The sequence below is a fragment of the Streptomyces sp. WM6386 genome (assembly GCF_000972385.1).
Lineage (GTDB): Bacteria > Actinomycetota > Actinomycetes > Streptomycetales > Streptomycetaceae > Streptomyces.
On the sequence record NZ_JXTE01000047.1, the window covers coordinates 46,513 to 70,296 of the forward strand.

Below are 23,784 nucleotides of genomic sequence, written 5' to 3' on the forward strand. Positions count from 1 at the left end.
TCGCGTCCGGTGCTCAGCGAGGCGACGCGATCGCCCGAGCCGCCGCCACCTCTTGGCGCAGGGGCTCCAGCACGCTTCCCGCCGGGCCCGTGAGGTCCGTGCGGACCTCGTACAGTGTCTCGGCCTCCCGGACACCGTCCGCCAACTCCCGGAGTTGCCGCACCACTTGGGAGACCTCGGCCTTCGACGGCAGCGGCGCCCCGTGCTTGGTGCGTACTCTCGCGGCCGTCGTCGCGTCGACGATCCGTTCCACGGCGACGACGAGCGGCCACCAGGCAGCCGCGCGGCGGCCCGTCGGCGGCGGTTCGGTCAGCGCCCGTTGGAACTCCGTACGGATGACCGACAGGTCGCGGTACAGGCGGCGGCGCATACGGGCGCGGGCCGGGGGGTCCACCGGCTCCGTGCCGAAGGCGGATTCCACGTAGCGCGCGGTGTCCGACACCGCGTCCGCGAGCCGGTCGCCCACCCGGGTGTGCCAGCTTTCCGGCCACAGCAAGTAGCCCGCGACCAGGGCGATTCCGCAGCCCATCAGCGAGTCCACGAGGCGAGGCATCAGCAGGGCTGTGCCCTGGTGGTTCAGTACGTCCGAGAGCAGCAGGATCACCGGGGTGATCGCGGCCGTCTGGTAGCCGTAGCCGCGTGGGGTCAGGGCCGGGATCAGGGGTGCCAGGGCCAGCATCACCGGGACGTCCCACCAGCCGCGTGGCACCTGTGACAGCACCGCCGCCGCGATGACCAGCCCGCCCACCGTGCCCACCGCCCGCAGCAGCGCCCGCGAGAAGACGGAGCCGAAGTCCGGCTTCAGGACGAAGGTGATGGTCAGGGCCACCCAGTACGAGCGGGGCACCGGGACGATCGAGACCAGCACCTGTGCCACGCCGATGCAGAGGGCGAGGCGGAGGCCGTAACGCCAGGACGCCGCCGACAGGGCCACGTTGCGGGCGGCCTGGGCGGCGCGGACGCGCAGCGCGGCGGGGCGGCCCAGGCGGTCCGCGATGCCCCGGGGGTCCACATCGGGGGCCGCCACGACCTCGGACGCGTGGCGCAGGGCGTGGTCCACCGCGCGGGCCGTCTCGGTCGTGGCCACCGGCAACCGGAGCCCTATCGGGCCCGTGTAGCCGGTCTCGATCGCCTGGGCCAGGTGGCGTACCGCCTCCGGGATCTCCGGCGCCAGCGGCCTGCCGCTGAGTTGGGCCGCGGGGGCCGCCTCCACCACCGGGGTGATCGCGTTCAACTGGGCGAGGAGACGGGTGAGTTCGGGGCTGCGGCCGTGGTGGCGGGCGCGCCGGGCCAGGACCAGGTCGTACGACTGGTTCAGGGACTGGGTGACGGCGTGCCGGGCCTCGTCGTAGTCCGGGGTACCGCAGGCCGCCATCAAGGCCGCCACCGTCCGGTACGTGCCCGCCACCGCCGCCCGCTCCGGCACCCCCGACCTGAGCGGCCAGGCCAGCAGGGCGAGGACGAGCACCAGCAGGCCGCCGCCGGTCATCAGAAGCGGGGCCAGCCACCACTCGCCCGGCATCGGCAGGCCCGCGCCCACCACCGAGTTCAGCAGCAGGAGCAGGCCGGAGACCGACGCCACCGCGCCGATCGTCGAGATCATCCCGGAGACCAGCGCGATGCCGGTCACCACCGCCACGGCCAGCCATCCATGGCCGTACACCAGCGAACCCAGGGTCACCCCCACCGCGCCGAACAGCTGCGGGATCGCGATGTTGAGGATCCGCATCCGGTACGCGTCGGCGGTGTCGCCGATGACGCCGGAGAGGGCGCCCATGGAGGCGAGGGCGCCGTACGTCGGCTGGTCGACGGCCAGTCCGACGGTCAGCGGGAGGGCCATCGCGATCGCCGCGCGGGCCACCGCCGCCCAGTTGACGGGCGCCTGTTGGGTCTGGAGGTTCCGGACCAGCCAGTCGGGGGGTGTGAGGCCGATGCGGGACATGGGCCTATTACACGTCATCCCCGGCCGTGCAGGATGATCTCCACCAGCAGGGCCCGGTGGTCGGTGTCGGCCAGGTCCAGGAAGCGGGCCGTCTCCGCCGAGAAGTCCGAGGAGAGCAGGACGTGGTCGATCTGCGCCCCGAGCGCCGGCGCGGTCCGGGCCGGCCAGCTCGGTGTGCGGTCGTCGCCGGCGAGCCGGGCGGCGTCGCGCAGCCCGGTGTCGAGGATGCGGCGGAAGGCGGCGTGGTCCTGGGAGGCGTTGAAGTCGCCCGCCAGCAGGGTCGTCCCGCCCGCCTGCTCCGCCGCGAAGTCCCGTAGTGCGCCCAGCTCACGCCGCCACACGTCCACCTGCCCGGGGAGCGGCGGCATCGGGTGCGCGAGCTGAAGCCGTACGGCATGCCCGCGCACATCGGCGACGGCGCCGGGCATGCCCATCGTGCCGGGGATCTGATCCGTGGCCTTCAGCGGAAACCGGCTGAGGATTACGGACCCCGCGGAGCCGCCGCCCTCGACGGCCTGGCGGTGCGGATAGGTGCCGCCCAGGGTCCGCTTCAGCTCGGCGTCGCAGGTGTACTCGCACTCCTGCACGAACACCAGGTCCGGCTTCTCCCGCCGCACGGCGTCGATCAGCGCCCCGGTGGCCTGCCCGAACTCCACGTTCGAGGTCAGCACCCGGAAGGAGGCGACCGCGGCCCCGCCCGGCTCGGTGCTCTTGCCGTACGGCTCGATGAACCAGGCCAGCAGTCCGAGCAGGACGACACTCCACACCACGCCGGGCCACCAGCGGGCGAGCAGGACGAGGGCAAGGCCGAGGGCGGTGGGTGCGACCAGCCAGGGCAGGAAGGCGAGGAACTGGGGGACGGGCGTGATCCCGTCGGTGTCGGCGAGCCGGCACCCCATGACGACACTGACGACGGCGAACAGCACGGCGGCGATCCGGATGCCGAGTTTCTGTCGTGCTCGCCGCTCTCGTCGTACGGGTCGTTCCTCGGGACTGCTCACCGCTCCGAGCCTATGAGGACGCGTCCACCTTCGCCAGGAACGCCCCGAGCGCCTCGTTGAACTCCGTCGGCCGCTCCAGGTTCGGCATATGGGCGGCGCCCTCGATCACCAGCAGTTGCGACGAGGGCAGCGCCGCGTGCATCGCCTCCGCGTCGGCGACGGGGGTGTACTCGTCGTCCGTGCCCACGACGACCAGGGCGGGGACCGTGACCCGGGTGAGCAGGTCGCGGTAGTCGGGACGGCCGGCGCGGGCGCGCAGGGCCGCCGCGGCGCCCCTCGGGGAGGTGGCCGTCATCATGCGGTGGACGTGGGCCTTCACCTCGGCATCCGCGTACGGGGCGACCATCTTCTCCAGCACCTCGTCGGCGTAGCCCCGCATGCCCTCCCGCAGCAGGCGGTCCGCCATGGCGTGACGGACCTCGACGCCCTCGGGTGTCTCCGGCGCCGGGAACGTGTCGGCGAGGATCAGGCCGCGGATGCGGTCGGGGAACCGGCGGTAGCAGTCCATGACGATCTGGCCGCCCATGGACAGGCCCCCGAGGACGAACTCCGGGACCTTCAGCTGGTCGAGGAGTGCGGCGATGTCCCGCGCGAAATCCGGGAACCCGGTCACGGCGGGTGTCACCGGCGACGCCCCGTAGCCGCGCAGGTCGGGGGTGATCACCTGGCGGTCGGCGGAGAAGGCCGCGCGCTGCGGGTTCCACATCGTGTGGTCGAAGGGGTGGCCGTGGACCAGGACCAGAGGGAGTGTCGCCATGACGTCGACCCTAGGTCGCCCAACTCCTCGGTGCAATAAGATCTTTGCCCTCGGTGCAATCATGTGCCGTGGCACGTAGGGGGACTTGTGGACGACTACCGGCGCATCGCCGACCGACTCGCCGACGACATCACCGCCGGACGGCTCAAACCCGGTGAACGGCTGCCGCCGCAGCGGCAGTTCGCGCGGCGGCGCGGGATCGCCGGGTCGACGGCCGGGCGGGTGTACGGCGAACTCGTCCGGCGGGGACTGGTGGTGGGGGAGGTCGGGCGCGGCACCTTCGTGCGGGCCGCCCCGGCCGGGCCCGCCGGGCGGGCGCTGACCGAGCAGGCGACCCGGGCGCCCGTGAACATGGAGCTCAACTACCCTTCTGCGCCGGGCCAGTCGGAGCTCCTCGCCCCCGTCCTCGAGCCGCTGCTGCGCCCCGACGTCCTCGCCGAGGCGCTCCTCCCGGCCGCCGCCACCGGCACCGCGGCGGCGCGCGAGGCGGTGGCCGCACTCCTCGCGACCCCCGGCTGGCGCCCCGACCGGGCCCAGGTGCTGTTCACCGGCAACGCCCGCCAGGCCATCGCCGCCACCCTCGCCTCCCTGGTCCGGCCGGGCGGCCGGGTGGGTGTGGAGTCATTGACGTATCCCCTGGTCAAGGAGATCGCCGCGCGGCTGGGCAGCACCCTGGTGCCGCTGGCCGTGGACGAGGACGGTCCGCTGCCGCAGGCCATCACCGCCGCCCATCGCACGGCCCCGCTGTCCGCGCTCTACCTCCAGCCGACGCTGCACAACCCCACGTCGCTGACGATGAGTTGGGACCGACGCCGCGAGATCGCGCTCACCGTGGCCGACCTGAACCTTCCGGTCGTCGAGGACCGCATCTGGTCCTTCCTCCACCCGCACGCCCCCGACCCCCTCGCCGCCCACGCGCCCGCTCTCACGCACGTCGTCGACAGCCTGTCCAAGCGGGTCGCGCCGGGGCTCACCGTCGGCTTCGTCGTCGTACCGCCGGGCCGCCGCCACGCCGTGGCCGCCGCGATCCGCTCCGGCGGGTGGAGCGCGGGACGGTTCGCGCTGGAGGCGGCCGTACGGCTCGTCGGGTCGGGGGTCGTCCAGCTGCTGGTGGAGGCCAAGCGGGCGGACGCGGCCGAGCGGCAGCGGCTCGTCGCCCAGGAGCTCGACGGGTTCGTCGTACGGGCTCATCCGCAGCTCTATTACGCCTGGTGGGAGCTGCCCGCGCCGTGGCGTGCCGACACCTTCACGGCCGCCGCGGCGGCGCTCGGAATCGCCGTGACGCCTGGGCCGGCCTTCGCCGTCGACCCGAACCGGACGCCGGACGCGGTCAGGCTCGGGCTCGCGTCGGCCGCACCGCGGGATCTGGAACGGGCGCTGCGGACGCTCGCCGGCGTCGTGCGTAAACGGCCGTGAGCCAGGTGGCGCAGGCCGCGGTGAGGCCGAGGGCGACCAGCAGCCAGGAGACCGTGCGCAGGGTGGCGGTGAGGGCGTCGTAGAGGGCGCCGGCGGCCGGGCGGCGGGTCTCGTGCAGGTCGGAGAGGGTCAGATGGCGGCCGAGCGCCACCGCGACGCCCAGGAACGAGCCGCCCAGCGCTGTACCCAGTGAGGTCGCCGTGACCGCGCGGCGGCGGCAGGCGGCGACCGTGATACCGGCGGCGGCGAGGACCAGCGCGGTGACGGGGAGCCAGAATCCGGCGACCTCGAACGGCACGTAGGGGTCGGTGAGTTGATGCCGGAGCCGGGGGAGCTCGGCATTTCTTCCGTAGGTCGCCCAGGCCGCGAGCACCCCGAACGGCACGAGCAGACAGGCCGCGGCGATCAGGGCGGCCGACATGGCGTTGCGGAGGGGTGGGCGCACGGTTCCAGGCAAGGGGGGCGGGGGCGGGTGCACGACCGGGGTGACTGCATATGGCCGCATGACGGCACCCCCCGGACGAGCTCTCCGGTGGAGGGTTCACCCGAACGGGTGTTTCCTGGAGCTGGGGAGAAGGAGGCCGATCCATGCGCACCACTCCGGCCCTGCGGACCCTGGCCGCGGCCCTGCTCACCGGCGGCACCCTGGCCGTCGCGGCAGCGGGCACCCCGGCAGCGGCCGCCGCCCCGCCGGCTTACGCCGACGGGCATGGCGATGGGGGTCCCCCCGCGCTCGAGCGAAGCCGAGAGCGTGGGGGAGGATCCGGCGCTCCGATCTGGGGCACCATCGTCTCCGGCGTCGACCTCAATGTGAGAGCCGCGCCCACCACTCACTCGCCCGTCGTCACACAGCTCTCGCCGTGGAGCCAGGACCGCGTGGACTGCAAGGTCCGGGGACAGCGAGTCAACGGCAATCCGTACTGGTACTGGCTCGAAGGCGCCCAGGGCTGGGCCAGCGCCGACTTCGTCGACACCGGCGGTCGCTCGGTGCCGAGCTGCGCCGACCCGTGTCCCGAGTGGAAGGACGGGGCCTGGAGCAACTGGGACGACCCGTACTGGAACGACTCATGGAGCGCGTCGGGGTCCGGAACCTGGAGTTTCTCCGGCTCGTGGAGCTGGAGCGCCACCGGGTCCTCGGCGGATGCCTGGGACATGTTCCCGGGCAGTGGGTGAGAGAGGGAGACGAAGGGGCCCGGCAGCGGCTGCCGGGCCCCTTTGCCCAGGTCACCCTCGGTCAGCGCAGACGGTTTCCGGCCCCGTCCTCGCGCGTGTAGTAGCGGTAGAAGAACACGCCGAAGACGCTCGCCGTGACCACCAGTCCCAGGACCGCGGACCGCAGCACGCTCTCGCCGGTCTGGCTGTACAGGAAACCGACCGCGGCGCCCGCGAAGCCGGACTTCACCAGAGAGTGCAGCTCGCGCTTGAGCAGCGGCGCGAACGTCGCCACCGCGATGCACAGCACGATGAACGCGAGCGCGGTCACGAAGCCGAACAGGATGTTCCAGCCGGTGATCTCGCCGCCGCCGCGCCGGTTGGCCGCGGCCCAGTAGCCGTAGACCAGGCCGAGGACGACGGGGATCCCGTACCGCGCCGCCCTGTGGACCTGCTCGCTGAAGACATCAGGTGTTCCGCGGGTCGTTCCGCGGGTCGTTCCGCCGGACGCGGGTGCCGCATGAGCCATGAGAGGACTCCTCTCTCTCGCCCCCGGATTGCCCCCGGATTCCAGAGCACACCTGGGAGGAGCCCCTGGCAAGTCGGCGGAACGCGGTATTCGGCACCGGATGGCGACCCCGGGCACCCCGTGTTTCGCTGAACGGCATGAAGCGCGACATCCGCAGCCGCAGTGAGCTGCTGCGGATCCGCGGCCGCAGTGTCGCCTGGGTGCCGCCGCTGCTGATGCTCGTCGGGATCACGCTGACCGACTTCAACACCGCCGGCGCGTTCCGGATGATCACCTGGGTCGTGCTGGTCCCCGGTATCGCCGCCGCGATCTGCGGGGTGTGGGGCACAGCGGTCTTCGCCGTGCTCGCGCTGCTGAACTATCTCCTCGCGGACACCTCGTACCCGGACCAGTACCAGAGCGGACTGCCCGACTTCCTCCTCGTCGGCATCGGCGGTGTCCTCGCCGTGCTGGCCTGCGCGGTCCGGGTGCGCGGTGAGCGGCTGATGCTGCACATGCGGGACGTCGCCGACACCACGCGCCGCACGGTGCTGCGCCCCCTCCCCGTGGACTGGGGCGGCCTGGAGCACGCGGCGGTCTATCTCGCCTCCGATGTCGAGGCCCGGGTCGGCGGCGACTTCTACGACATCCAGCCCGGTCCGCACGGCACCCGGGTCCTGGTCGGCGACGTCCAGGGCAAGGGCCTCGCCGCGGTGGAGGCGGCCGCCGCGCTGCTCGGTACGTTCCGCGAGGCCGCGTACCACGAGGCGGACCTCACGACGGTCGCGGACCGTCTGGAGGTACGGATGGTGCGGCACCGCCGGCACATCAAGGCACTGGCCGCTGCCGTCGAACCTCCGCCTGCCCCGCGGCGTCCGGCACGCACGCTCGCCGCGTTGCCGGACCGCTCAGGTGGCTCCGCCACAAGGGCACTCCGGCGCCTTGCGATCGCACGCACCGGACGCCGCGGGGCCCGCCCTCCGGGCGGACGACGGGGGTTCGACGGCAGCGGCCCCCGCGGTGACGGCGACGGCAACCGCTTCGCCACGGCGGTGCTGCTCGGCTTCCCCGACGACGACACCGGCGCGGTCGACGCCGTCGTCTTCGGCCATGAACCCCCGCTGGTCGTCGGCCCCCACGGGGTACGGCACCTGCCGCCCGGCGAGGCCCTCCCGCTCGGACTGGGCGAACTCGCCACCGGCGGCCCGCCCCCGGTGCTGCGGGTGCCCCTGGCGCCCGGCGAGACGCTGCTGCTGACGACGGACGGCGTGACCGAGGCCCGGGACGCCGGCGGCCTCTTCTACCCGCTCGCCGCCGAGGTCACCGACGCCGTCGCCGCCGATCCGCGCATCGCCGAACCGCACCGGCTGGTCGCCTTCGTCCGCGACCGCACCCTGCGGCACTGCGGAGGACGGCTGGCCGACGACACGACGGCGTTCGCGGTCCGGCGGCCGGTGGGCAGTCCGTCAGGAAAGGGACGTTTGCAGTCCTGAGGTCCACCTTTGCAGCCGCAGCGGTTACGGTGCTGCCGTACGTGATCGACGGGGGATGGGGAGGGACCGATGCCCGGAACCGTGCTGCTGCTGGCCGCCGCACCGGCGGGCAAGGGGTGTTTGGTCGACGCGGCCTCCGTGCTCCCCGTCCTCGCCGCCGTACCGCCCGCCGTCCTGTCCGGCACGGACACGGCCAACGTGGTCGAGCTCGCGGACCCGTTGGAGCCGCAGGCGGTCCTGACGCGGCTGCGTGCCGCCGCGGCGGCCCCCGGCCCGCTCACCGTGTTCCTCACCGGCCAGCTCCAGTTGGACCGCCGCCAGCACCTGCCCCACCTCGCGCTGGCCCGCACCACGCCCTCGACGGTCCGCTACACCGCCTTCCCCTGGCACTGGTTCCGGGAGGAGCTGCGGCTGCGCCCGGCCGGCGCGACGGCTTTCGTCCTCGATCTGCACGCCGACCCGGAGACGTGGGAGTGGCTGCGGGCCAACCCCCTGGACACGGGCCGCAACAACGCCGTCCACGGCCGGATCGCACCGCCGCCGCCCCGGCGTACGGTGTCGACGCCCGCGTACATGAAGGCCGTGGCGACGATTCTGCGCAGTGGGCACCGGCCCCCGCTGGTGCAGTTGCACCAGCAGGCGCTGAGCCGGACCCCGCAGGAGAGCGTGGGGCACGTCCTGAGCGCGCAGGGGCCCACCGCGGGTGACCCGCACGTGCTGATCTCGGCCGCCGTCGCGGCCCGGCGGCACGGGGACGCCGACTCACTGGCCGCGCACCACGAGCTGACCGCCGTACGCGCGCACGGGCCGGCCTCCGAGGAGGCGCTGCACTGGAGCGAGGTCCGGGCGGATCTGGCGATGTTCGCCGGCGACCCGGCGCGCAGTTGCCGGGCCTGGCTGTCCGTGGCCACCACGCGGCTGGCCGCCGGGCAGGCCCCGGACGCGCCCGCCGTGGAGGCCGCCGCCGACCGGGCCCACCATCAGTGGGGGCGGATCGACGACCCGGCGCGGGCCCGGGAACTCGGGCCCGCGCTGGCCGGCTTGAGGGCGCGGGTGCCAGGACGCCGCGAGGGCGCCCTGGACCATGTGCACAGGCAGCTGGGCCGCCTTCAGACGATCAGCTCGTGAAGATGAAGTACTTCCACGCGCCGTGCGTCGTCGAGTTCACGGTGTCGCCCGACGAGGAGTTGATGTACGAGGAGCGCATCCGCATCCGGTAGCCCGTCTCGTGCTCACCGGTGAGCTCCACCTTCGAGATGCCCGCGGAGCCCAGCGCGAAGTACTCCGAGCCGAGGTCGTACCAGGTGCCGTCGTAGTAGAACTCGAGCTCGAGGCGCTGCTCGCGGCCCGGGTACGCCGTCATCGTGGTCGTGAACACGGGGTTCTTGGACTTCTTGAAGTAGTAGTAGGTGTGTCCCCACGTGTACTTCGTCTTGTAGTGCTTGCTGACGGCCGTCGACACCTTCACCTTGGCGCCGACCGTGCTCGACACCGTCTTCGGCGCGTACCGGGCGTCGCCCAGGAACTTCGCCGTGACCTTGGTGTCCCGCTTCAGGTCGAGGGTGACGGACAGGTTGCCGCTGGAGTTGACCGTGGCGGACTTCACCAGCTTGTTGGCCTTGTCCCCGCCGAACGGGTCGGCCCAGATCTCCACCTTGCGGCTCTTGTACGTCGTACCGAGGTGCGCGGTGAACTTGACGTCCTTGCCGTACGAATAGACCTTGCCGTTGTTGTTCAGCGTCAGGGTCGTCTTGGCGCGGGAGACGTCGACGGTGTCGGAGCCGGTGCCGGCCGCGTGGCCGGCGTCGCCGGCGTACTTCAGCGTGTACTTGACCTTGCCGCCGACCGTCGGGGTGTCGGTGAAGGAGTACGTGCCGTCGGACTTCACCGTGACCGCGGGGAGCGCCTTGCCGGAGGTGTTCTCCAGGTCGGTGCGCGTCGCGGTCAGCTTGATGCCGGCGGGCAGCGCGACCTTGGAGGAGACCTTGCCCTTGACGGTGAGCTTCTTGGCGCGGGTGGCGGTGGCCGGGGCGGTGACCGTGATGGCGGTCGTGGCCTTGGTGGGGGCGACGAGGACCCGCAGGCGGTAGACGCCGTCGTAGTTGGACGACACCGCGAACAGCCGGGAAGCGTCCGGCGCCCAGCCCAGGCCCCGGTCGACGAGCAGGTCGGCGTTGCCGCCGCTGCTGGTGGAGGGGAAGTCGTACTCCCGCACCGAGGTGGCGGAGCCCGGCTTGAACACGTACACGTCCGGGTCGTACGAGCCGTCGATGCCGGCCGCGACCGAGCCGTCGGGCGCGATGTCCACGGCGTTCGGGTAGGCGTTGGTCGGGTACTTGCCGTCGGCCGTCAGGTCCGAGGTCTTGTAGACCGCCTGGTAGTACGGCGCCCCGCTGGCCACGACCACGTGCTGCCCGTCGGGCGTGAGGGCGAGGTCGCGCATGTTGCCGCCCTCGACGGTGCTGTGCGCGGTACGGGTGAGGGTGCCCGAAGTGGTGTCGTAGACGGCCAGTTCGGACGGGCTCTGCTGGGGCATGCCCGCGACGATCCTGCCGGGCGCGCCCGGGCTGGTGTCCAGCATCGGGGCGGCGCCGAACCAGGTGTTGTCGGTCTCCTGGTCCAGGGCCACCGGGTGCTCCGGGGCGGCGAGGTCGACGTAGCCGATGTCGCCCGGGTAGCCGAACCACAGCCTGTCGCCGTCCAGGGCCGGGTACTTGGGGTCGGTGGAGGTGCCCACCGGGTAGCGGGCGGACTCGGTCGCGGTCGCCGTGTCGAAGGCGACGATCGCGTCGGTGCCGCCGGGCACCGCCGCGTACAGCGTGCCCGAGTCCGCGGACAGTTCGAGTCCGGTGACGCCGGGCAGCGACGTCAGCTGCTTGACGACCGTCCCGGCGTAGTCGGTGACGACGATCTTGCCGTTGGACGGGTCGCTGACGAAGACCCGCTGGTGGACTCCGTCCACCACGATGTCGCCGACGGCCTTGACCGGCAGGATCTTGGCCGAGTCCGCGGACGCCGGCGTGGCGGTCAGGACCGCCGAGCTGAAGAGGACCGCCAAGGTGGTGGCGGCCGTGAGGGAGCGCATACGCACTTCTGGTTCGAACCCCCCGGTACGAAAGTGGAGGCCCACGCGCACAGCCATGTGTGGAACCTGTGGGGCGCGTGTGGCGAGTGAGCGAAGAGTAAGTCATGCCACCGACAACGTCGGCACAGGGGTCCCGTACAAACCCTCCCGTGCACACAACTCCGCTGCCATGATGGTGAGTTATGGCTGAGGGGGATGGAGTGGCCGACCAAGGCATACGCATACGGCTGGACGGGACCGCGAGCGAGAGCGACATCGACGCCCTGCGCAAGTGGCTGGAGCGGGAGCAGCGGCTCGACGAGCGGGTGCGCGCCGGCGAGCTGCAGATCCTGGAGCGGCCGCGGACCGACGAGTCCGGCGCCCCGATGGGCATCGGCATGGACATCGTCGTGGCGATGGCGGGCGGCGCCGGGGCCGCGGTCTTCAAGGAGCTGCTGGAGTACGTCAAACGATCCGTGGAGGAGTGGCGGGACGTCCGCCGGGGCGTGGAGAACGGGGATCCGCCCACGGGCCGCGTCGACATCGTGGACCTCCACGACGACAGGTAGGCCGGTGACCCGCTTCGACCCGCGAGGACGGACCAACCGGGCGCTGCTGGTGGGTGTCTCCGAGTACGAGTTCACGGAGCCGCCGCACGGGGTGCCCGGCGACCTGCCGGCCGTCAAGCACGACGTGAACCGGCTGCGGGACGCGCTGCTGCGTGGCCGGGTGTTCGACGAGCACGACGTCATCGTCTCCCGCTCCCCGTCCCAGGACGAGTTCAACCGGGCCCTGCACACCGCCGCGGGCGAGGCCGAGGGCCTGCTCCTGCTGTACTTCGCCGGGCACGGGGCCATCCCGAGCGCGGGCGACGAGCTGTTCCTGCAGATGCACAACGCGCGCGTGGTCCCGGGGCGGCACGCGGTGTTCCCGGGCGCGGAGATGTTCACCACCGTGCTGACGGTGCTCGCGGGCAGCCCGGCCGAGCGGGTCGTGGTGATCCTCGACTGCTGCTTCGCGGGCAACGCGGCCTGGCTGTGGGAGCGCTTCGAGAGCAAGCGCCGGGTGCTGCTGCTGATGAGCGTGCAGGCCAACCACCGGGTCGACGCGGGCGATCCGGGCACCCCGACGCCGTTCACCGGCGAGCTCGTACAGATCCTGGACGAGGGCGGCGAGCTGGGGTTCCGGGAGCTGTCGGACGCGTTACGGGCCCGGATGGCCGCCGACGGGTACGAGACCGTACGGGGCGATCCGTGGGAGCCGCAGAGCAGATCCGAGCCGGACGAGGACGTCCTGCTGGCGGCGCCCGGGGTGAAGCCGCCCCCGCCGCCGCCCCCGCCACCCGTGCCGCCCCGGCGTCCCCTGACCGCCTTGCTCGCACTCCTCGGCACCTGGGCCGACACCGTCTCCGCCCGGCTGCGCCGCTCCCGCCTCCCCGGCCTGCTGCACATGGTGGGCCCCACCCGCCTCACCGCACTGCTCGCCCTCGCCGCGATCGGTCTCGGCTCCTACGGCATCGTCGCCCTGACCTCCGACAGCGACCCCTGCGCCCCGCCCCTGGAACTGCGCGCCCTGACCGACCCCGATCTCGCGCCGACGGTCACCGCGGCGGCCGACGCGTATCTGACATCGGACACCAACACCACCGGCGACGGCTGCCGGCGCAGCGGGATCACCGTCTACAGCGCGGGGTCCGCCGACACGGTCGCCGCGCTCGGCCAGGACTCGGTGGCCTGGCAGGAGCCACGTGACGAGGAGTCCAACCCGCAGCGGGACGTCGGCCCGCAGCCGGACGTGTGGATCCCGGCCTCCCCCGCCGACGCCGCCCGGGTCGCCGCACTCCAGGACACCGACGCCGTGGCCGAACTGGAGGCGGACGACGAGCCCTTCGCACACTCGCCGGTCGTGCTCGCGGTGCCGGAGCGGATCGCCGCGAAGTCCCTGGGGGACCGGGTCGGCCTGCCCCTGACCCGGATGATCGACCATCTGCGGGTGCGCGACGAGAAGGCCGCGGTACGCCGTCCCGACCCGGAGTTCGCCGACGCGGCGCTGCTCGCCACGGTCGGCCTGTACGACACCGCGAACGCCGACGCGGCCGGTGCCGAGCAGAAGGTCGCCCAGCCGGGACCGCCCGCCCCGACCGCCGCCGACCTGCTGTGCACGCTGCCCGCCGACGACGACGTGGACAACCGTACGGCGGCCCTCGTACCGGAGTTCCTGCTGCGCAGCGGCGTCGCCTGCGAACGTACGACACGCACCCCGCGCACGGCCCAGTACCCGAACGACGTGCCCGGTGTGCAGCCCACCTTCGTCCGGGTGCGCTGGGAGGGCGCCGACCGCGACGAGTCCGCGCGCGACCGGGCCGCCGGGGACTTCCGGGCGTGGCTGACCGGGGAGGAGGGACGGGCGGTGTTCGCGGCGGACGGCTTCCGCTCCACGGACGGGGAACTGCGCCGGCCGCGCGCCCCCGGGGTGCTGGCCGATCCGGAACCGCTCGACGAGTCCGCGGGCGCGGGCGAGATGACGAACGTCCTCGACCGGTACCGCGCCGCGCACGGCCCCGGCCGGGTCCTCTATCTCCTGGACAGCTCCGGTTCGATGGCCGGCCTCTGGGAGGGCCCGAGCGGTGGCCCCGGCCTGCTGAAGCAGTCCCTGGGCGGGCTCGGCGCGCAGGACGAGTACGCCGTGTGGGGCGTCTCGGGAACCTCCGGCGACCGCCCGTACGAGAGTGTGCTCCCCTTCGGCCCGCACACCCGCAAGGAGGCCGAGCGCGCCGTCGACACCCGTGCCGAGGTCCGCGACGCCCAGGCCGACCCGCACGCCACGCTGCTCGCCGCGCTCGACGAGATGGCGGAACGCGGCACCGCCGACGACCGCCCCCAGCTCATCGTCCACATCACCGACAGCGAGGACGACACCGCACTGACCGCAGGCAACCTCGACGACGTCCTGACCCGCGCCCGCTCGGTGAAGATCCCGGTGGCCACGGTCTCCCTGGACTCCGCCGGCTGCGACCGCACCGAACCGGCGGCCCGTATCGCCACCGCGAGCGGCGGCCGCTGTCTGGACGCCGGCGACGACCTCGGCGCGGCCCTGGCGGACGAGGTGGCCCGCACGGGAACGGGGGAGGACTGATGGGCCGAGGATGCCGACTGCTCATCGCTTCCCTGTTGCTGGCCGTCACCGCCTGCACCGGCGACCCCGGCACCCCCGCCGCTCCCTCTCCCGACGTGGCCGGGGACATCGTGGTCGCCGGGGGGCGGGACGTGACCGGACAGAACGGGATCCGGCAGCAGCTGATCGACGAGTGGAACGAGCGGGAGAAGAAGGCGGACTCCGGGTACCGTGCCCGCCTCGTCGAGCTGCCCGGCAGCGCCGACGAGCAGCGCAGTCAGCTGCTCGGCGCCCTGCAGTCCGGCAGCGCGGTCTACGACGTCGTCAACCTCGATGTGACATGGGTACCGGAGTTCGCCGCGGCCGGGCTGATCCGCCCGCTGCACGGCAACGTGCTCGACCGCGATCACATCGAGTCCGTCGCGGATACGGCCCGTTGGGGCGACGAGGTGTACGCGGTGCCGTTCAACAGTGACGTCGGACTCCTCTACTACCGCCGCGATCTGCTCAAGGCGGCCGGCGTCCAGCAGACCGACCTGAGCGCGGGCCTCGACTGGGGGCAGCTGGAGGACCTGATCGAGGAGATCGACGAGCACCCGGCCGTGGGCGCCTACCAGAAGGGCTGGACCACTCAGCTCGCCCCCTATGAGGGCCGCACGGTCAACGCGGTCGAGGCGTTCGCGTCGGCGACGGAGGGCTTCCACTTCACCGGCGCCGACGGCCACTACGACGCCGACATCGACCAGTTGACCGCCGGTGTCGCCGAACTTCGCCGCCGTACCGAGTCCCCGTACACCCTCCAGGACGCCGTGCACTCCGATGAGGCCGCCACGCTGAGCGACTTCGCCGACGGCCGCACCGCCTTCCTGCGCCACTGGCCGTATGCCTACCGCACCCTCCACCAGTCCTTCTCCGAGGAGCAGTTGGGCGTCGTCCCGCTCCCCGGCCGGGCAGTGCTCGGCGGCCAGAACCTCGCGGTGACCGAGGGCTCGCAACGGGCCCGGAAGGCGACCGAGCTGATCAGGTACCTCACCGGCCCGGAGAGCGAACGCTGCCTGCTGGACGCGGGGTTCGCGGCGACCCGTGTCTCGGCCTACGCCGACGACGACGTCGGCTGCACCCTGCACACCACGGTCTCCTCCGCCTCCCCCACCGGCGAGCGGGCCGACCGGATGCCCCGCGACAAGGCCGGCCGCCCCGCCTACGCCCGCAGCATCCTGCTCCCCGCCCTCCAGGACGCGGTCCAGCGCCCGCGTACCCCGCTCTACGGCGCCTTCACCCAGACCTTCACGGCACAGCTGGGCCCACTCCTGGGCGACAGCCCGCCGGGCGACGCGGAGTTGGCGGCGGCGCTGGACGCGGCACTGAAGAAGGCCTTGCCGGACTAGACGGCTACGGAACGAGGTGGCTGAGCGCGCCCGCCACCAGCGTCCGCACCCCCGGCCCCACCACCGACAGATCCGGCGCGAAGTGCGGGCTGTGGTTGCTCGGCAGCGCGTCCAGGCGGGCCGGCAGGTCGTCGCCGCCCGGCGCCGCGTCCCAGATCCCGGCCGGGGTGGTCGTCACGAACCAGTAGGAGTACGGCTGTCCGTCCGCCGCCAGCCGGGAGAAGTCCTCGCTGCCCATCGCCGGGCCGGGATCGAGCACCGTGCCCGCGCCGAACACCTCGCGGTGCACGTCGGCGACCCGGCGGTCGGTCTCCGCGTCGTTCACGGTCACCGGGAAGGACCCGCCCAGTGTCACCTCCGGCTCGCGCGGGCACCCCGCGGCCAGGCACTCGCCCTCGGCGATCCGGCGGATCGCGGCGACCATCCGGTCGCGTACCGCCTCCGACTGGGTGCGCAGGTTGAGGGAGATCCGGGCGGTGGACGGGATGATGTTGGCCGCCGTGCCCGCCTCGATCCGCCCGACCGTCAGCACGGCGGACTCACGGGGCGCCACCTCCCGGCTCACCACGGTCTGCAGCCGGGTGACGATGTACGCCGCCGTCACCACCGGATCCACGGTCGTCTCCGGCCGCGAGCCGTGCCCGCCCCGCCCGTGCACCACGATGTCGACGTCGGTGGTGGCCGACAGGATCAGCCCGGGAACGTGCGGGTACAGCCCCACGGGCCCCGGCACCGCATGCTGCCCGAGCAGCACGTCGGGGCGCGGCACGCGCGCGTACAGCCCGTCCGCCACCATGGCCGCCGCCCCGCCGCCGCTCTCCTCGGCGGGCTGCCCGACCACCACCAGCGTCCCGGACCAGGCGTCCCGTCCCGCCGCCAGCGCCTGGGCCGCGCCGGTCAGCCAGGTCACGTGCAGGTCGTGCCCGCAGGCGTGCATCACACCGGGGGTCTCGGAGGCGTACGGCAGTCCGGTCTCCTCCTGCACCGGCAGCGCGTCCATGTCGGCGCGCAGCAGGACCACGGGTCCGTCCCCGCCCCGCAGCACCCCGGCTACTCCGGTGCCGCCGATGCCCTCGGTGGTGTCGTACCCCGCCTTCCTCAGCCGCTCGGCGAACCGCGTGGCCGTGCGGTGCTCCTGGCCGGAGAGCTCGGGGTGGCGGTGCAGGTCCCGGTAGAGGTCCTCCAGGTCCGGGACCGGGAGGTCGGCGGTGAGGTCCAGCGCGGTACGGGCGGCGGTGGAGGTCATGGAGGGCAATCTATGCCGGGGGCCCGTCGTGGAACCTTTTCCGGGGCGCGGCCGTTTCCGGGGTGAGATCGATCAGACGAGTACCGAGGTGACGGCAATGGCACTGTTCGACCGGCTCAAGGACCAGGCCAAGAGCTTGCAGCAGCAGGCGCAGGGCGGGCGCGGCACGACCGGGGGACACGGCTCGCAGACCGGTTCGCGCCCAGGCTCGCACGGTGGATCGAGCGGATCCCGCGCCCAGCTGGTCGGCCTGCTGAAGAACCAGCTCGGCTCGATCAAGACCGAGCTGAAGAGCGGTGCGTACCGGGACGCGAGCATGGCGATGTGCGCGCTGGTCGCGGCGGCCGACGGTCAGGTGGACGCGTCCGAGATGCAGCAGATGGAGCAGATGATCCTCAGCAACGAGGTGCTGCAGAACTTCCCGCCGGAGCAGCTGCGCCAGCGCTTCCACAAGCACGTGGACCAGCTCACCCGTAACTTCCCGCAGGGGAAGGCCGAGGCGATGCAGGACATCGCCAAGGCCGCCAAGAAGCCGACCGAGGCCCGGGCCGTGATCCAGACCGGCATCGTCATCGCCGGTGCCGACGGGCACTTCTCCCAGGCGGAGCAGATGGTCCTCCGGGAGGCCTGCGCGGCGCTGGGGCTGAACCCCGCGGAGTTCCAGCTCTGACGGCGAAGCGGCCGCCGACGCCACGGCGAAACGCAACAGCACGCTCGTTCGAGTGAACGGTTCCAGATTCCTCGTACGTCCTGCGCATCTATCCTGGGAGGGTCGCGTCGAGCGAAGGAGGTCTGTCATGGCGACGGCGGAGCCGATCATCATGCCGGGTTACCAGGGCGAGGCCTTTCAGGGCCCCTTCGACGACCCTGACGGCGACAGCGACGCGACCAGCGGTGTGCCCGACCACATGGGCGCGAGCGTACAGCAGGTCTTCGAGCTCTTCAGTGCGGTGGCCCCGAGGGGCTGGCGCGTGGAGTTGATCGAAGGGGAGATCTGCCTGACGCCACCGGCCAATGGGGAGCACGAGGAGATCGTGTCGGAGCTGACGGACCAGGTCGTCGAGCGACGCCACGACCGGTCTCTGCGCAACTACACCGGCATCGGTCTCAACGTCCCCGGCGCATCCGAGACCGGCCACGTCGTCCCAGACCTGGTCGTCGCCCCCAAGGGCAGCTTCGACGACGAGGAGGAGTGGCACGATGCCTCCCCCGTCGCCCTCGTTGCCGAGGTCACCTCCACCAGCACCGCCGAACGCGACCGCACGAAGAAAATCCACGGCTACGCCCGCGCCGATATCCCTGTCTACCTGCTGATCGATCGCGAGGAGGGCGAGGTCACGGTCTACTGCGAGCCGTCCGGCGACGAGTACGCCCAGGCTCACAAGCACAAGCTCGGCCTCACCGTCCCGCTCCCCGCCCCCCTCGGCTTCGACCTGGACACCGCCGAGTTCTGAGCTAGCCCCGCTGGACGTGTTCGACCCGTTGCACCTGGTCGGCCCGCTGTCCTTCCGCCGCTCTCGCCGGTCCCGCGTTCGCCGCCAGGACCAGGGCCGCCACCGCGACCACGGCGGCGATGGCGCTCCTTGCGAAACGCTCGGTGGTGCTGGTGCGTTCGAGCACGACGACCTCGCAGTGACGACAGATGCAACAGCAACAACAGCAACAACGTATTAAGCAGGGTTAATACGCCGTTTAACCTAGAGCCCGGCGTTGCCCAACGGCAAGAGGCGCAGGGGGAGTTGGCTCATGGTTGAACGTGACGATCCGGAGACCATCGGGCGAAGAGTCCAGCAACTGCGCGTCGAACGGGGCCTCACCCAGCGGCAGGTCGCCGAGCCCGCCTACACCGCCGCCTATGTCTCCACCCTGGAGGCGGGCCGCGTCAGGCCCTCCGATCAGGCCCTGCGGCATCTCGCCGAACGGCTCGGCGTCGAGTTCGACGAGCTCGCCACCGGGCGGCCCGCCCATCTCGTCACCGATCTGCGGCTGCGGATCGTCGAGGCCCAGCGCACCCTCGCCACCGGCGAGGCCGAGGAGGCCGGCCGGCAGTACGCCGCACTGCTGGCGGAGGCGGACGCCCTGCGGATCGTCGAGGTGCGGGCCGCCGCCCTCCTCGGACTCGGGGAGTGCGCCGTCGAGACCGGTGAACTCGTCGAAGGACGGCAGTACTTCGAGCGGGCCGAGCAGACGCTGGCCGGCGCTCCCCTGCCCGCCCGCGTCCCCGCCCTGCGCGGTCGCGCCCTGGCCCACTACCTCGCCGGTGAACTCCGTTACGCCGTCTACCTCCTGGAGTCCACCCTCGACGAACTCAACCGCGGCGGACTGCACGATCCCGACGCGCTGCTCCTCCTCTACGTCAGCATCATCGGGCCCTACATGGACATGGGCGCCCACGCCCGCGCCGCCCAGGCCGCCGAGTTCGCGCTCGCCCTCGCCCCGCAGGCCGCGGACCCCGCCCTCGTGGCCCGCATGCACCGGTCGGTGGCCCGCACCCTCATCGCCGAGGGCCGGGTCGCCGAGGCCGACGCCTCGCTCGCGAAGGCGGCCGAGCTGTACCGCCAGCTCCAGCTCCGCACCGAGCTGGCCAACTGCCACTGGATGCGCGGATACGTGTACGCGCAGAACAACGAACTGGAGCGCGCCGAGAACGAGTTGAGACAGGCCCTCACCATGCTGTCCGCCTCCCGGGCCGCCCTCTACAGCAGCCAGGCCGCCGTCGAGCTGGCCGACGTACTGCACCGGCGCGGCAAGTCCGACGAGGCCGCCGCCCTGCTCCAGGACGTGCTCGGGGACCTGTCCTCGGAGCGCGGCGCCGTCCACTCCGCCGCCGCGCACCGGCTGCTCGGCATCATCGCCGAGGACGCCCGTGACCCGGAGGCCGCCGAGGAGCACTACGTGCGGGCGCTGAGCCTGCTGGAACGGGCGGGGGCAGCCGGTGACCTGGCCGACCTGTGCCGGCTGCTGGGAGACCTGCTGCGCAGGGAGGGGCGGGTGGAGGCGGCCCTGGACGCCTACCGGACGGGCCTGGGACACCGTACGGCCCCCGGCACCACCACCCTCGGGCCCGCACCCGCACAGCCTCCTCTATGACCACCCCGATCCTGCGCACAGGGCTCACCGGTTAGCCTGCGCGGGGACGAAAGGGCAGGTGTGGAGAACCAGCGGAGTGTGGTCGACGGGCTGCGGTTCGTCGTGCGCGCACTCGTGTACGCCGTCCTCGGCGGGGCCGCGCTGCTCGCCATCGCGACCGTCGTCTCCGTGCTCGGACCCACCCTCGCCCTCGACCTCTACACCCCGCCGGTCGCCGCCTGGTGGACCGTCTTCACGGCGATCACCGTCCAGGGGGTGCCGTTCCTGCTGCTGGGGACCGTCGTCTCGGCGGCCATCGGCGCGTTCGTGCCGGAGCGGGTCTTCACCCGGCTGCTGCCCCGCAACCAGGCCCTCGCCGTGCCGATCGCCGGGGCCGCCGGGGTCGTACTGCCCGGTTGTGAGTGTGCCTCCGTGCCCGTGGCCGGGAGCCTGATGCGGCGCGGGGTCGCGCCCGCCGCCGCCCTCGCCTTCCTGCTCTCCGCGCCCGCGATCAACCCCGTCGTGCTCGTCGCCACGTCGATCGCCTTCCCCGCCCAGCCGCAGATGGTGCTGGGCCGGCTCGTCGCCTCGCTGGCAACGGCCGTGGTGATGGGGTGGCTGTGGGCGCGGTTCGGGAAGGAGGAGTGGCTGCGGCTGCCGCAGCGGCACGCTCCCGAGACCCGGGGGATCAAGGCCTTCGGCGCCGGGCTCCAGCACGACTTCCTGCACGCGGGCGGGTTCCTCGTGCTCGGCGCGGCGGCCGCCGCCACCTTCAACCTCGTCGTACCCCGCTCCGTGCTGGACGTCTTCACCGGGTCCGCCTGGCTGTCGGTGCTGCTGCTGGCCGTCCTCGCGGTCGTGCTGTGCGTGTGCAGCGAGGCCGACGCCTTCGTCGCGGCCTCGCTGAGCGGGTTCTCGCCCACCGCGCGGCTCGCGTTCATGGTGGTGGGGCCGATGGTCGACCTGAAGCTGATCGCCCTGCAGGCGGGCACGTTCGGGCAGGCCTTCGCGGTGCGGTTCTCCGCCGTGACGTGGGTGGTGGCCGTGGTGAGCAGTGTGCTCGTGGGGTGGTGGCTGCTGTGAGGCGGTACGGGCCGGCCCTGCTGCTGGTGCTCGTCGGGGCGGCGATCCTGCGGATCTCGGCGTTCAGCGCGCTGTACCTGCGGTATGTGCAGGCGGGGCTGAGGCCCTATCTGGTCGTCTCGGGTGCGGCGCTCGTGCTGCTGGGGATCGTCATGGCGGTCGTACGACACTCGGCGGACGACGCCCATGACGACGACGGCGCCCACCACGACCACGCCCACCACGGCCCCCGTGTCGCCTGGCTCCTCACCCTCCCCGCCCTCGCCCTGCTGCTCTTCCCGCCGCCCGCCCTCGGCTCCTACAGCGCCGAGCGTGAGGCGGCCCAGCGGGCGGCGCAGGGCGTCGGGGTCTTTCCGGCGCTGCCCGCCGGGGACCCGGTGGAGCTCGGTGTGGGGGAGTTCGCCTCACGGGCGATCTACGACAGCGGGCGGTCGCTGAAGGGCCGTACCGTGCGGATGACCGGATTCGTGACCCACGGCGACGACGGTACCTGGTACATCACCCGGCTCCTCGTCTCCTGCTGTGCCGCCGACGCCACCACCAGCAAGGCCGAGATCCGCGGCGCCGACGCGCTGCCCGCCGACACCTGGGTCACCGTCACCGGCACCTGGCACCCCAAGGGGAAGCTCGGCACGGACGGGGCGTGGCCGCCGGTGCTGGACGCGGCGTCGGTGAAGCAGGTGAAGCAGCCGGCGAATCCGTACGAGAAGAGGTGAGGGTGAGGAAGCACGGCCGGCGACAAGGCCGTGGACCGCTTCGACCGGCGGCAGTACGAGGCGGGGACGGCCCGTGCTGGAGACGCTGCGGACGGGCGGCCTGCACGGGGCGGTCACCCTCCCCGCGTCCGCCGAGGCCACGGGGGGCGCCGCCGGGGGACGGGCGGGCCGAGGCGTTTCGTCTGACGGGCGAGGGGTAATCGGGGGTCGCGTGGACGGACGGATCACCGGTCACGGCTACTGCTCCGGGGGAGTCCGCGCCGAGCCCATGGACGACGACTGGCTGCGCCGAGCGAAGGAGGCGGGGGCCGTGGGCCCCAGGGACGACCGCTACGGAGCATCCGGCGACGACCGCGGTCCGCACGGGGCGTGGGGCGGTGACCCCGGAGGGCTCGCACGGGACGCGGAGCGCGACCGGGTGCGGGTCATCGATGTGATCGCCGAGGGGGTCCGGGGGGCGGGACCCGGCGAGCTGCCCCACCGACTGTGCGTGGTCGCGGTCGAGCTGCTGCCGGTGACCGGCGCGAGCGTGTCGCTGTCCGCCAACGGGATGCCCGTCCAGCTGAGCGCGAGCAACGAGCAGGCGGCTCACGTCGGGGAGATCCAGGCCACCCTGGGTGACGGACCCTGCCGGCACGCGGCCCGGCTCGGCGCCCCCGTCCTCGCCGCCGACCTCACCGAGGGCCGGGACCCCGACCGCTGGCCGGTCTTCGCCCAGCAGGCGACGGCCGCCGGGGTGCGGGCGGTGTACTCGATCCCGCTGGGCAACGACTCCGTGTGTGTGGGCACCCTCGACCTCTACCGCGACACCCCCGGCGAGCTCAGCGCCCGCGAGCTGCGCACCGCACAACTGGTGGCCGGCGTGGTGACCGTCGCGCTGATGGCGCTGCCCCATGCGGAGGACAGTGGATCCGAGGGAGAAGAACCGTGGCTGGGCGGTCTGGCCACCGATCACGACCAGGTCTACCAGGCCATCGGCATGATCATGGCGCAGCTCGGGGTCGGCGAGGACGAGGCGCTGGCCCGGCTGCGTGCCCACGCCTTCGCGCACAACCGCACCGCCCAGGAGGTGGCGCACGCCGTGGTGTCGCACAGGAAGCGGTTCGACCGCGACTGAGTACGCCCGAGCGAGCTGCCGAACCGCAGCCGAATTCGCCCGGCCCGCTCAGACCTCCGCGTGGGCCTGTTTGCGTACGTCCGTCAGACGCTTGGTGCCCAGTTCCGCGAGCCCCTGGGTGATCTCGGCGTACACGTCGCCGAGGCCGCCGTTGGTGAGGACGATCGTGTCGTCGCCGATGCGGACGGCGGCGAGGTCCAGGGTGAGCGTGGTCTCCTCGCCGTCCGCGCTCTCGCCGTTCAGGGTGAGCCGCAGGCCCTGCCGGGCGTCCCCCATTTTCGCCAGCCGCACCTCGGTGACCTCGGCGTTCTGGACGGCGCCGGTGGCGGTGGCGGCCGTGAACCGCCCGCACTTCTTGGGCAGGGTCTTCAGCCAGGCCAGCGTCCTGTCCACGTCCGCGGGACGGTCGGCGACGACCTGATGGTGCAGCTGGGCGTCGTTCCAGGTGTCGTCCAGGCCCGTCCTCGCCCGTACCTGGGCGTCCGCGCCGAAGAACTTCTCGGTGTAGAGGGTGTCCAGCAGCCGCTGGCAGTCGGGCGCGTTCGCGGTGGCCTTGAGGAGCCGGTCCCGCCAGGTCGCGGCGCCCTCGGTCATGGTCCAGGGCTCGCCGAGGTCGGCGTCGGTGATCAGGGGGGCCTGGGGCTGGGCCGGGGTGAGGGCGGGGGCCGTGGCGGGGGACGGGGGCGCGGTGGTGGGGGCGGCCGAGGCCGTGCTGGGG

Annotated in this window: 22 protein-coding genes; 13 read left to right on the forward strand and 9 right to left on the reverse strand. The window is 72.8% G+C overall.

Annotation, left to right across the window (positions count from 1 at the left end; translation table 11 throughout):
• Positions 1-13: 13 nt before the first annotated feature.
• From TN53_RS26295 to TN53_RS26305, 3 genes are all read right to left on the reverse strand, one after another.
• Complete coding sequence (locus TN53_RS26295; protein WP_046261132.1) at positions 14-1,942, reverse strand: FUSC family protein; 1,929 nt, start codon at positions 1,940-1,942, stop codon at positions 14-16.
• Between the two features lie 14 nt (positions 1,943-1,956).
• A complete protein-coding gene (locus tag TN53_RS26300; protein ID WP_234441716.1) occupies positions 1,957-2,883 on the reverse strand; it encodes an endonuclease/exonuclease/phosphatase family protein in 927 nt (308 codons plus the stop codon).
• Positions 2,884-2,953: 70 nt separating this feature from the next.
• Entirely contained in the window at positions 2,954-3,700 is a 747-nt protein-coding gene (locus tag TN53_RS26305; RefSeq protein WP_046261134.1) for an alpha/beta fold hydrolase, read from the reverse strand.
• Between the two features lie 87 nt (positions 3,701-3,787).
• Here TN53_RS26305 and TN53_RS26310 point away from each other — a divergent pair, with 87 nt between their 5' ends.
• Positions 3,788-5,116, forward strand: coding sequence for a PLP-dependent aminotransferase family protein (locus tag TN53_RS26310; RefSeq protein WP_046261135.1), 1,329 nt, complete (start codon positions 3,788-3,790; stop codon positions 5,114-5,116).
• Here TN53_RS26310 and TN53_RS26315 read toward each other — a convergent pair.
• The gene (locus TN53_RS26315) at positions 5,031-5,561 is read right to left on the reverse strand and encodes a hypothetical protein (RefSeq protein WP_107080572.1); all 531 of its coding nucleotides are present in this window, start codon (positions 5,559-5,561) and stop codon (positions 5,031-5,033) included. The genes TN53_RS26310 and TN53_RS26315 overlap by 86 nt on opposite strands.
• A gap of 143 nt (positions 5,562-5,704) precedes the next feature.
• Here TN53_RS26315 and TN53_RS26320 point away from each other — a divergent pair, with 143 nt between their 5' ends.
• Complete coding sequence (locus tag TN53_RS26320) at positions 5,705-6,289, forward strand: SH3 domain-containing protein (RefSeq protein ID WP_046261137.1); 585 nt, start codon at positions 5,705-5,707, stop codon at positions 6,287-6,289.
• A gap of 61 nt (positions 6,290-6,350) precedes the next feature.
• On the opposite strand, the gene TN53_RS26325 is transcribed toward TN53_RS26320, so the two are convergent.
• A complete protein-coding gene (locus TN53_RS26325) occupies positions 6,351-6,797 on the reverse strand; it encodes a hypothetical protein (RefSeq protein WP_046261138.1) in 447 nt (148 codons plus the stop codon).
• Positions 6,798-6,934: 137 nt separating this feature from the next.
• Between TN53_RS26325 and TN53_RS26330 the strand changes: the two genes are divergently transcribed.
• Entirely contained in the window at positions 6,935-8,269 is a 1,335-nt protein-coding gene (locus TN53_RS26330) for a PP2C family protein-serine/threonine phosphatase (protein ID WP_046261139.1), read from the forward strand.
• Positions 8,270-8,338: 69 nt separating this feature from the next.
• Positions 8,339-9,397 carry a hypothetical protein gene (locus TN53_RS26335; protein ID WP_046261140.1) on the forward strand — a complete coding sequence of 353 codons (1,059 nt, stop codon included), beginning with the start codon at positions 8,339-8,341 and terminating at the stop codon, positions 9,395-9,397.
• Here the strand turns inward: TN53_RS26335 and TN53_RS26340 are convergent.
• Complete coding sequence (locus TN53_RS26340) at positions 9,387-11,354, reverse strand: Ig-like domain repeat protein (protein WP_234441711.1); 1,968 nt, start codon at positions 11,352-11,354, stop codon at positions 9,387-9,389. The genes TN53_RS26335 and TN53_RS26340 overlap by 11 nt on opposite strands.
• 200 nt (positions 11,355-11,554) lie before the next feature.
• Here TN53_RS26340 and TN53_RS26345 point away from each other — a divergent pair, with 200 nt between their 5' ends.
• From TN53_RS26345 to TN53_RS26355, 3 genes are read left to right on the forward strand one after another with little or no spacing between them, the layout of a single operon-like run.
• Positions 11,555-11,902: an effector-associated constant component EACC1 gene (locus TN53_RS26345; RefSeq protein WP_234441712.1), complete on the forward strand. Its 348-nt coding sequence runs from the start codon at positions 11,555-11,557 to the stop codon at positions 11,900-11,902.
• Between the two features lie 4 nt (positions 11,903-11,906).
• Complete coding sequence (locus tag TN53_RS26350) at positions 11,907-14,468, forward strand: VWA domain-containing protein (protein WP_046261143.1); 2,562 nt, start codon at positions 11,907-11,909, stop codon at positions 14,466-14,468.
• The gene (locus TN53_RS26355) at positions 14,468-15,835 is read left to right on the forward strand and encodes an extracellular solute-binding protein (RefSeq protein ID WP_046261144.1); all 1,368 of its coding nucleotides are present in this window, start codon (positions 14,468-14,470) and stop codon (positions 15,833-15,835) included. The genes TN53_RS26350 and TN53_RS26355 overlap by 1 nt, the downstream gene beginning before the upstream one ends.
• 4 nt (positions 15,836-15,839) lie before the next feature.
• On the opposite strand, the gene TN53_RS26360 is transcribed toward TN53_RS26355, so the two are convergent.
• Positions 15,840-17,081 (reverse strand): amidohydrolase, encoded by a 1,242-nt coding sequence (locus TN53_RS26360; protein ID WP_046261145.1) that lies wholly within the window; start codon positions 17,079-17,081, stop codon positions 15,840-15,842.
• Between the two features lie 97 nt (positions 17,082-17,178).
• Between TN53_RS26360 and TN53_RS26365 the strand changes: the two genes are divergently transcribed.
• Together TN53_RS26365 and TN53_RS26370 are read left to right on the forward strand one after the other, a co-directional pair.
• Complete coding sequence (locus TN53_RS26365) at positions 17,179-17,751, forward strand: tellurite resistance TerB family protein (protein WP_046261146.1); 573 nt, start codon at positions 17,179-17,181, stop codon at positions 17,749-17,751.
• Positions 17,752-17,989: 238 nt separating this feature from the next.
• Positions 17,990-18,535, forward strand: a complete 546-nt coding sequence (locus tag TN53_RS26370; protein ID WP_046261156.1) for a Uma2 family endonuclease — start codon at positions 17,990-17,992, stop codon at positions 18,533-18,535.
• Position 18,536: 1 nt separating this feature from the next.
• On the opposite strand, the gene TN53_RS47915 is transcribed toward TN53_RS26370, so the two are convergent.
• The gene (locus TN53_RS47915) at positions 18,537-18,701 is read right to left on the reverse strand and encodes a hypothetical protein (protein WP_199924653.1); all 165 of its coding nucleotides are present in this window, start codon (positions 18,699-18,701) and stop codon (positions 18,537-18,539) included.
• Between the two features lie 126 nt (positions 18,702-18,827).
• On the opposite strand from TN53_RS47915, the gene TN53_RS26375 reads away from it, so the two are divergent.
• The 4 genes from TN53_RS26375 (at position 18,828) to TN53_RS26390 (ending at position 23,066) form a co-directional block, all read left to right on the forward strand.
• Positions 18,828-20,171, forward strand: coding sequence for a helix-turn-helix domain-containing protein (locus tag TN53_RS26375; RefSeq protein ID WP_046261147.1), 1,344 nt, complete (start codon positions 18,828-18,830; stop codon positions 20,169-20,171).
• 60 nt (positions 20,172-20,231) lie between these two features.
• On the forward strand, positions 20,232-21,233 hold the full coding sequence (locus tag TN53_RS26380; RefSeq protein WP_046261148.1) for a permease: 1,002 nt from the start codon (positions 20,232-20,234) through the stop codon (positions 21,231-21,233).
• On the forward strand, positions 21,230-21,949 hold the full coding sequence (locus tag TN53_RS26385; RefSeq protein ID WP_046261149.1) for a TIGR03943 family putative permease subunit: 720 nt from the start codon (positions 21,230-21,232) through the stop codon (positions 21,947-21,949). The genes TN53_RS26380 and TN53_RS26385 overlap by 4 nt, the downstream gene beginning before the upstream one ends.
• A gap of 211 nt (positions 21,950-22,160) precedes the next feature.
• Positions 22,161-23,066, forward strand: a complete 906-nt coding sequence (locus TN53_RS26390) for a GAF and ANTAR domain-containing protein (RefSeq protein WP_234441713.1) — start codon at positions 22,161-22,163, stop codon at positions 23,064-23,066.
• A gap of 48 nt (positions 23,067-23,114) precedes the next feature.
• Here TN53_RS26390 and TN53_RS46915 read toward each other — a convergent pair.
• Positions 23,115-23,784, reverse strand: a 670-nt coding sequence (locus TN53_RS46915; RefSeq protein WP_046261150.1) for a hypothetical protein, incomplete at its 5' end; no start/stop codon positions are given.

Coding starts and splice junctions, on each gene's coding strand:
- TN53_RS26295 (WP_046261132.1), bottom strand. CDS start 1,942: ATGTCCCGCATCGGCCTCACACCCCCCGACTGGCTGGTCCGGAACCTC.
- TN53_RS26305 (WP_046261134.1), bottom strand. CDS start 3,700: ATGGCGACACTCCCTCTGGTCCTGGTCCACGGCCACCCCTTCGACCAC.
- TN53_RS26320 (WP_046261137.1), top strand. CDS start 5,705: ATGCGCACCACTCCGGCCCTGCGGACCCTGGCCGCGGCCCTGCTCACC.
- TN53_RS26325 (WP_046261138.1), bottom strand. CDS start 6,797: ATGGCTCATGCGGCACCCGCGTCCGGCGGAACGACCCGCGGAACGACC.
- TN53_RS26330 (WP_046261139.1), top strand. CDS start 6,935: ATGAAGCGCGACATCCGCAGCCGCAGTGAGCTGCTGCGGATCCGCGGC.
- TN53_RS26335 (WP_046261140.1), top strand. CDS start 8,339: ATGCCCGGAACCGTGCTGCTGCTGGCCGCCGCACCGGCGGGCAAGGGG.
- TN53_RS26340 (WP_234441711.1), bottom strand. CDS start 11,354: ATGCGCTCCCTCACGGCCGCCACCACCTTGGCGGTCCTCTTCAGCTCG.
- TN53_RS26355 (WP_046261144.1), top strand. CDS start 14,468: ATGGGCCGAGGATGCCGACTGCTCATCGCTTCCCTGTTGCTGGCCGTC.
- TN53_RS26360 (WP_046261145.1), bottom strand. CDS start 17,081: ATGACCTCCACCGCCGCCCGTACCGCGCTGGACCTCACCGCCGACCTC.
- TN53_RS26365 (WP_046261146.1), top strand. CDS start 17,179: ATGGCACTGTTCGACCGGCTCAAGGACCAGGCCAAGAGCTTGCAGCAG.
- TN53_RS26370 (WP_046261156.1), top strand. CDS start 17,990: ATGGGCGCGAGCGTACAGCAGGTCTTCGAGCTCTTCAGTGCGGTGGCC.
- TN53_RS26375 (WP_046261147.1), top strand. CDS start 18,828: ATGGTTGAACGTGACGATCCGGAGACCATCGGGCGAAGAGTCCAGCAA.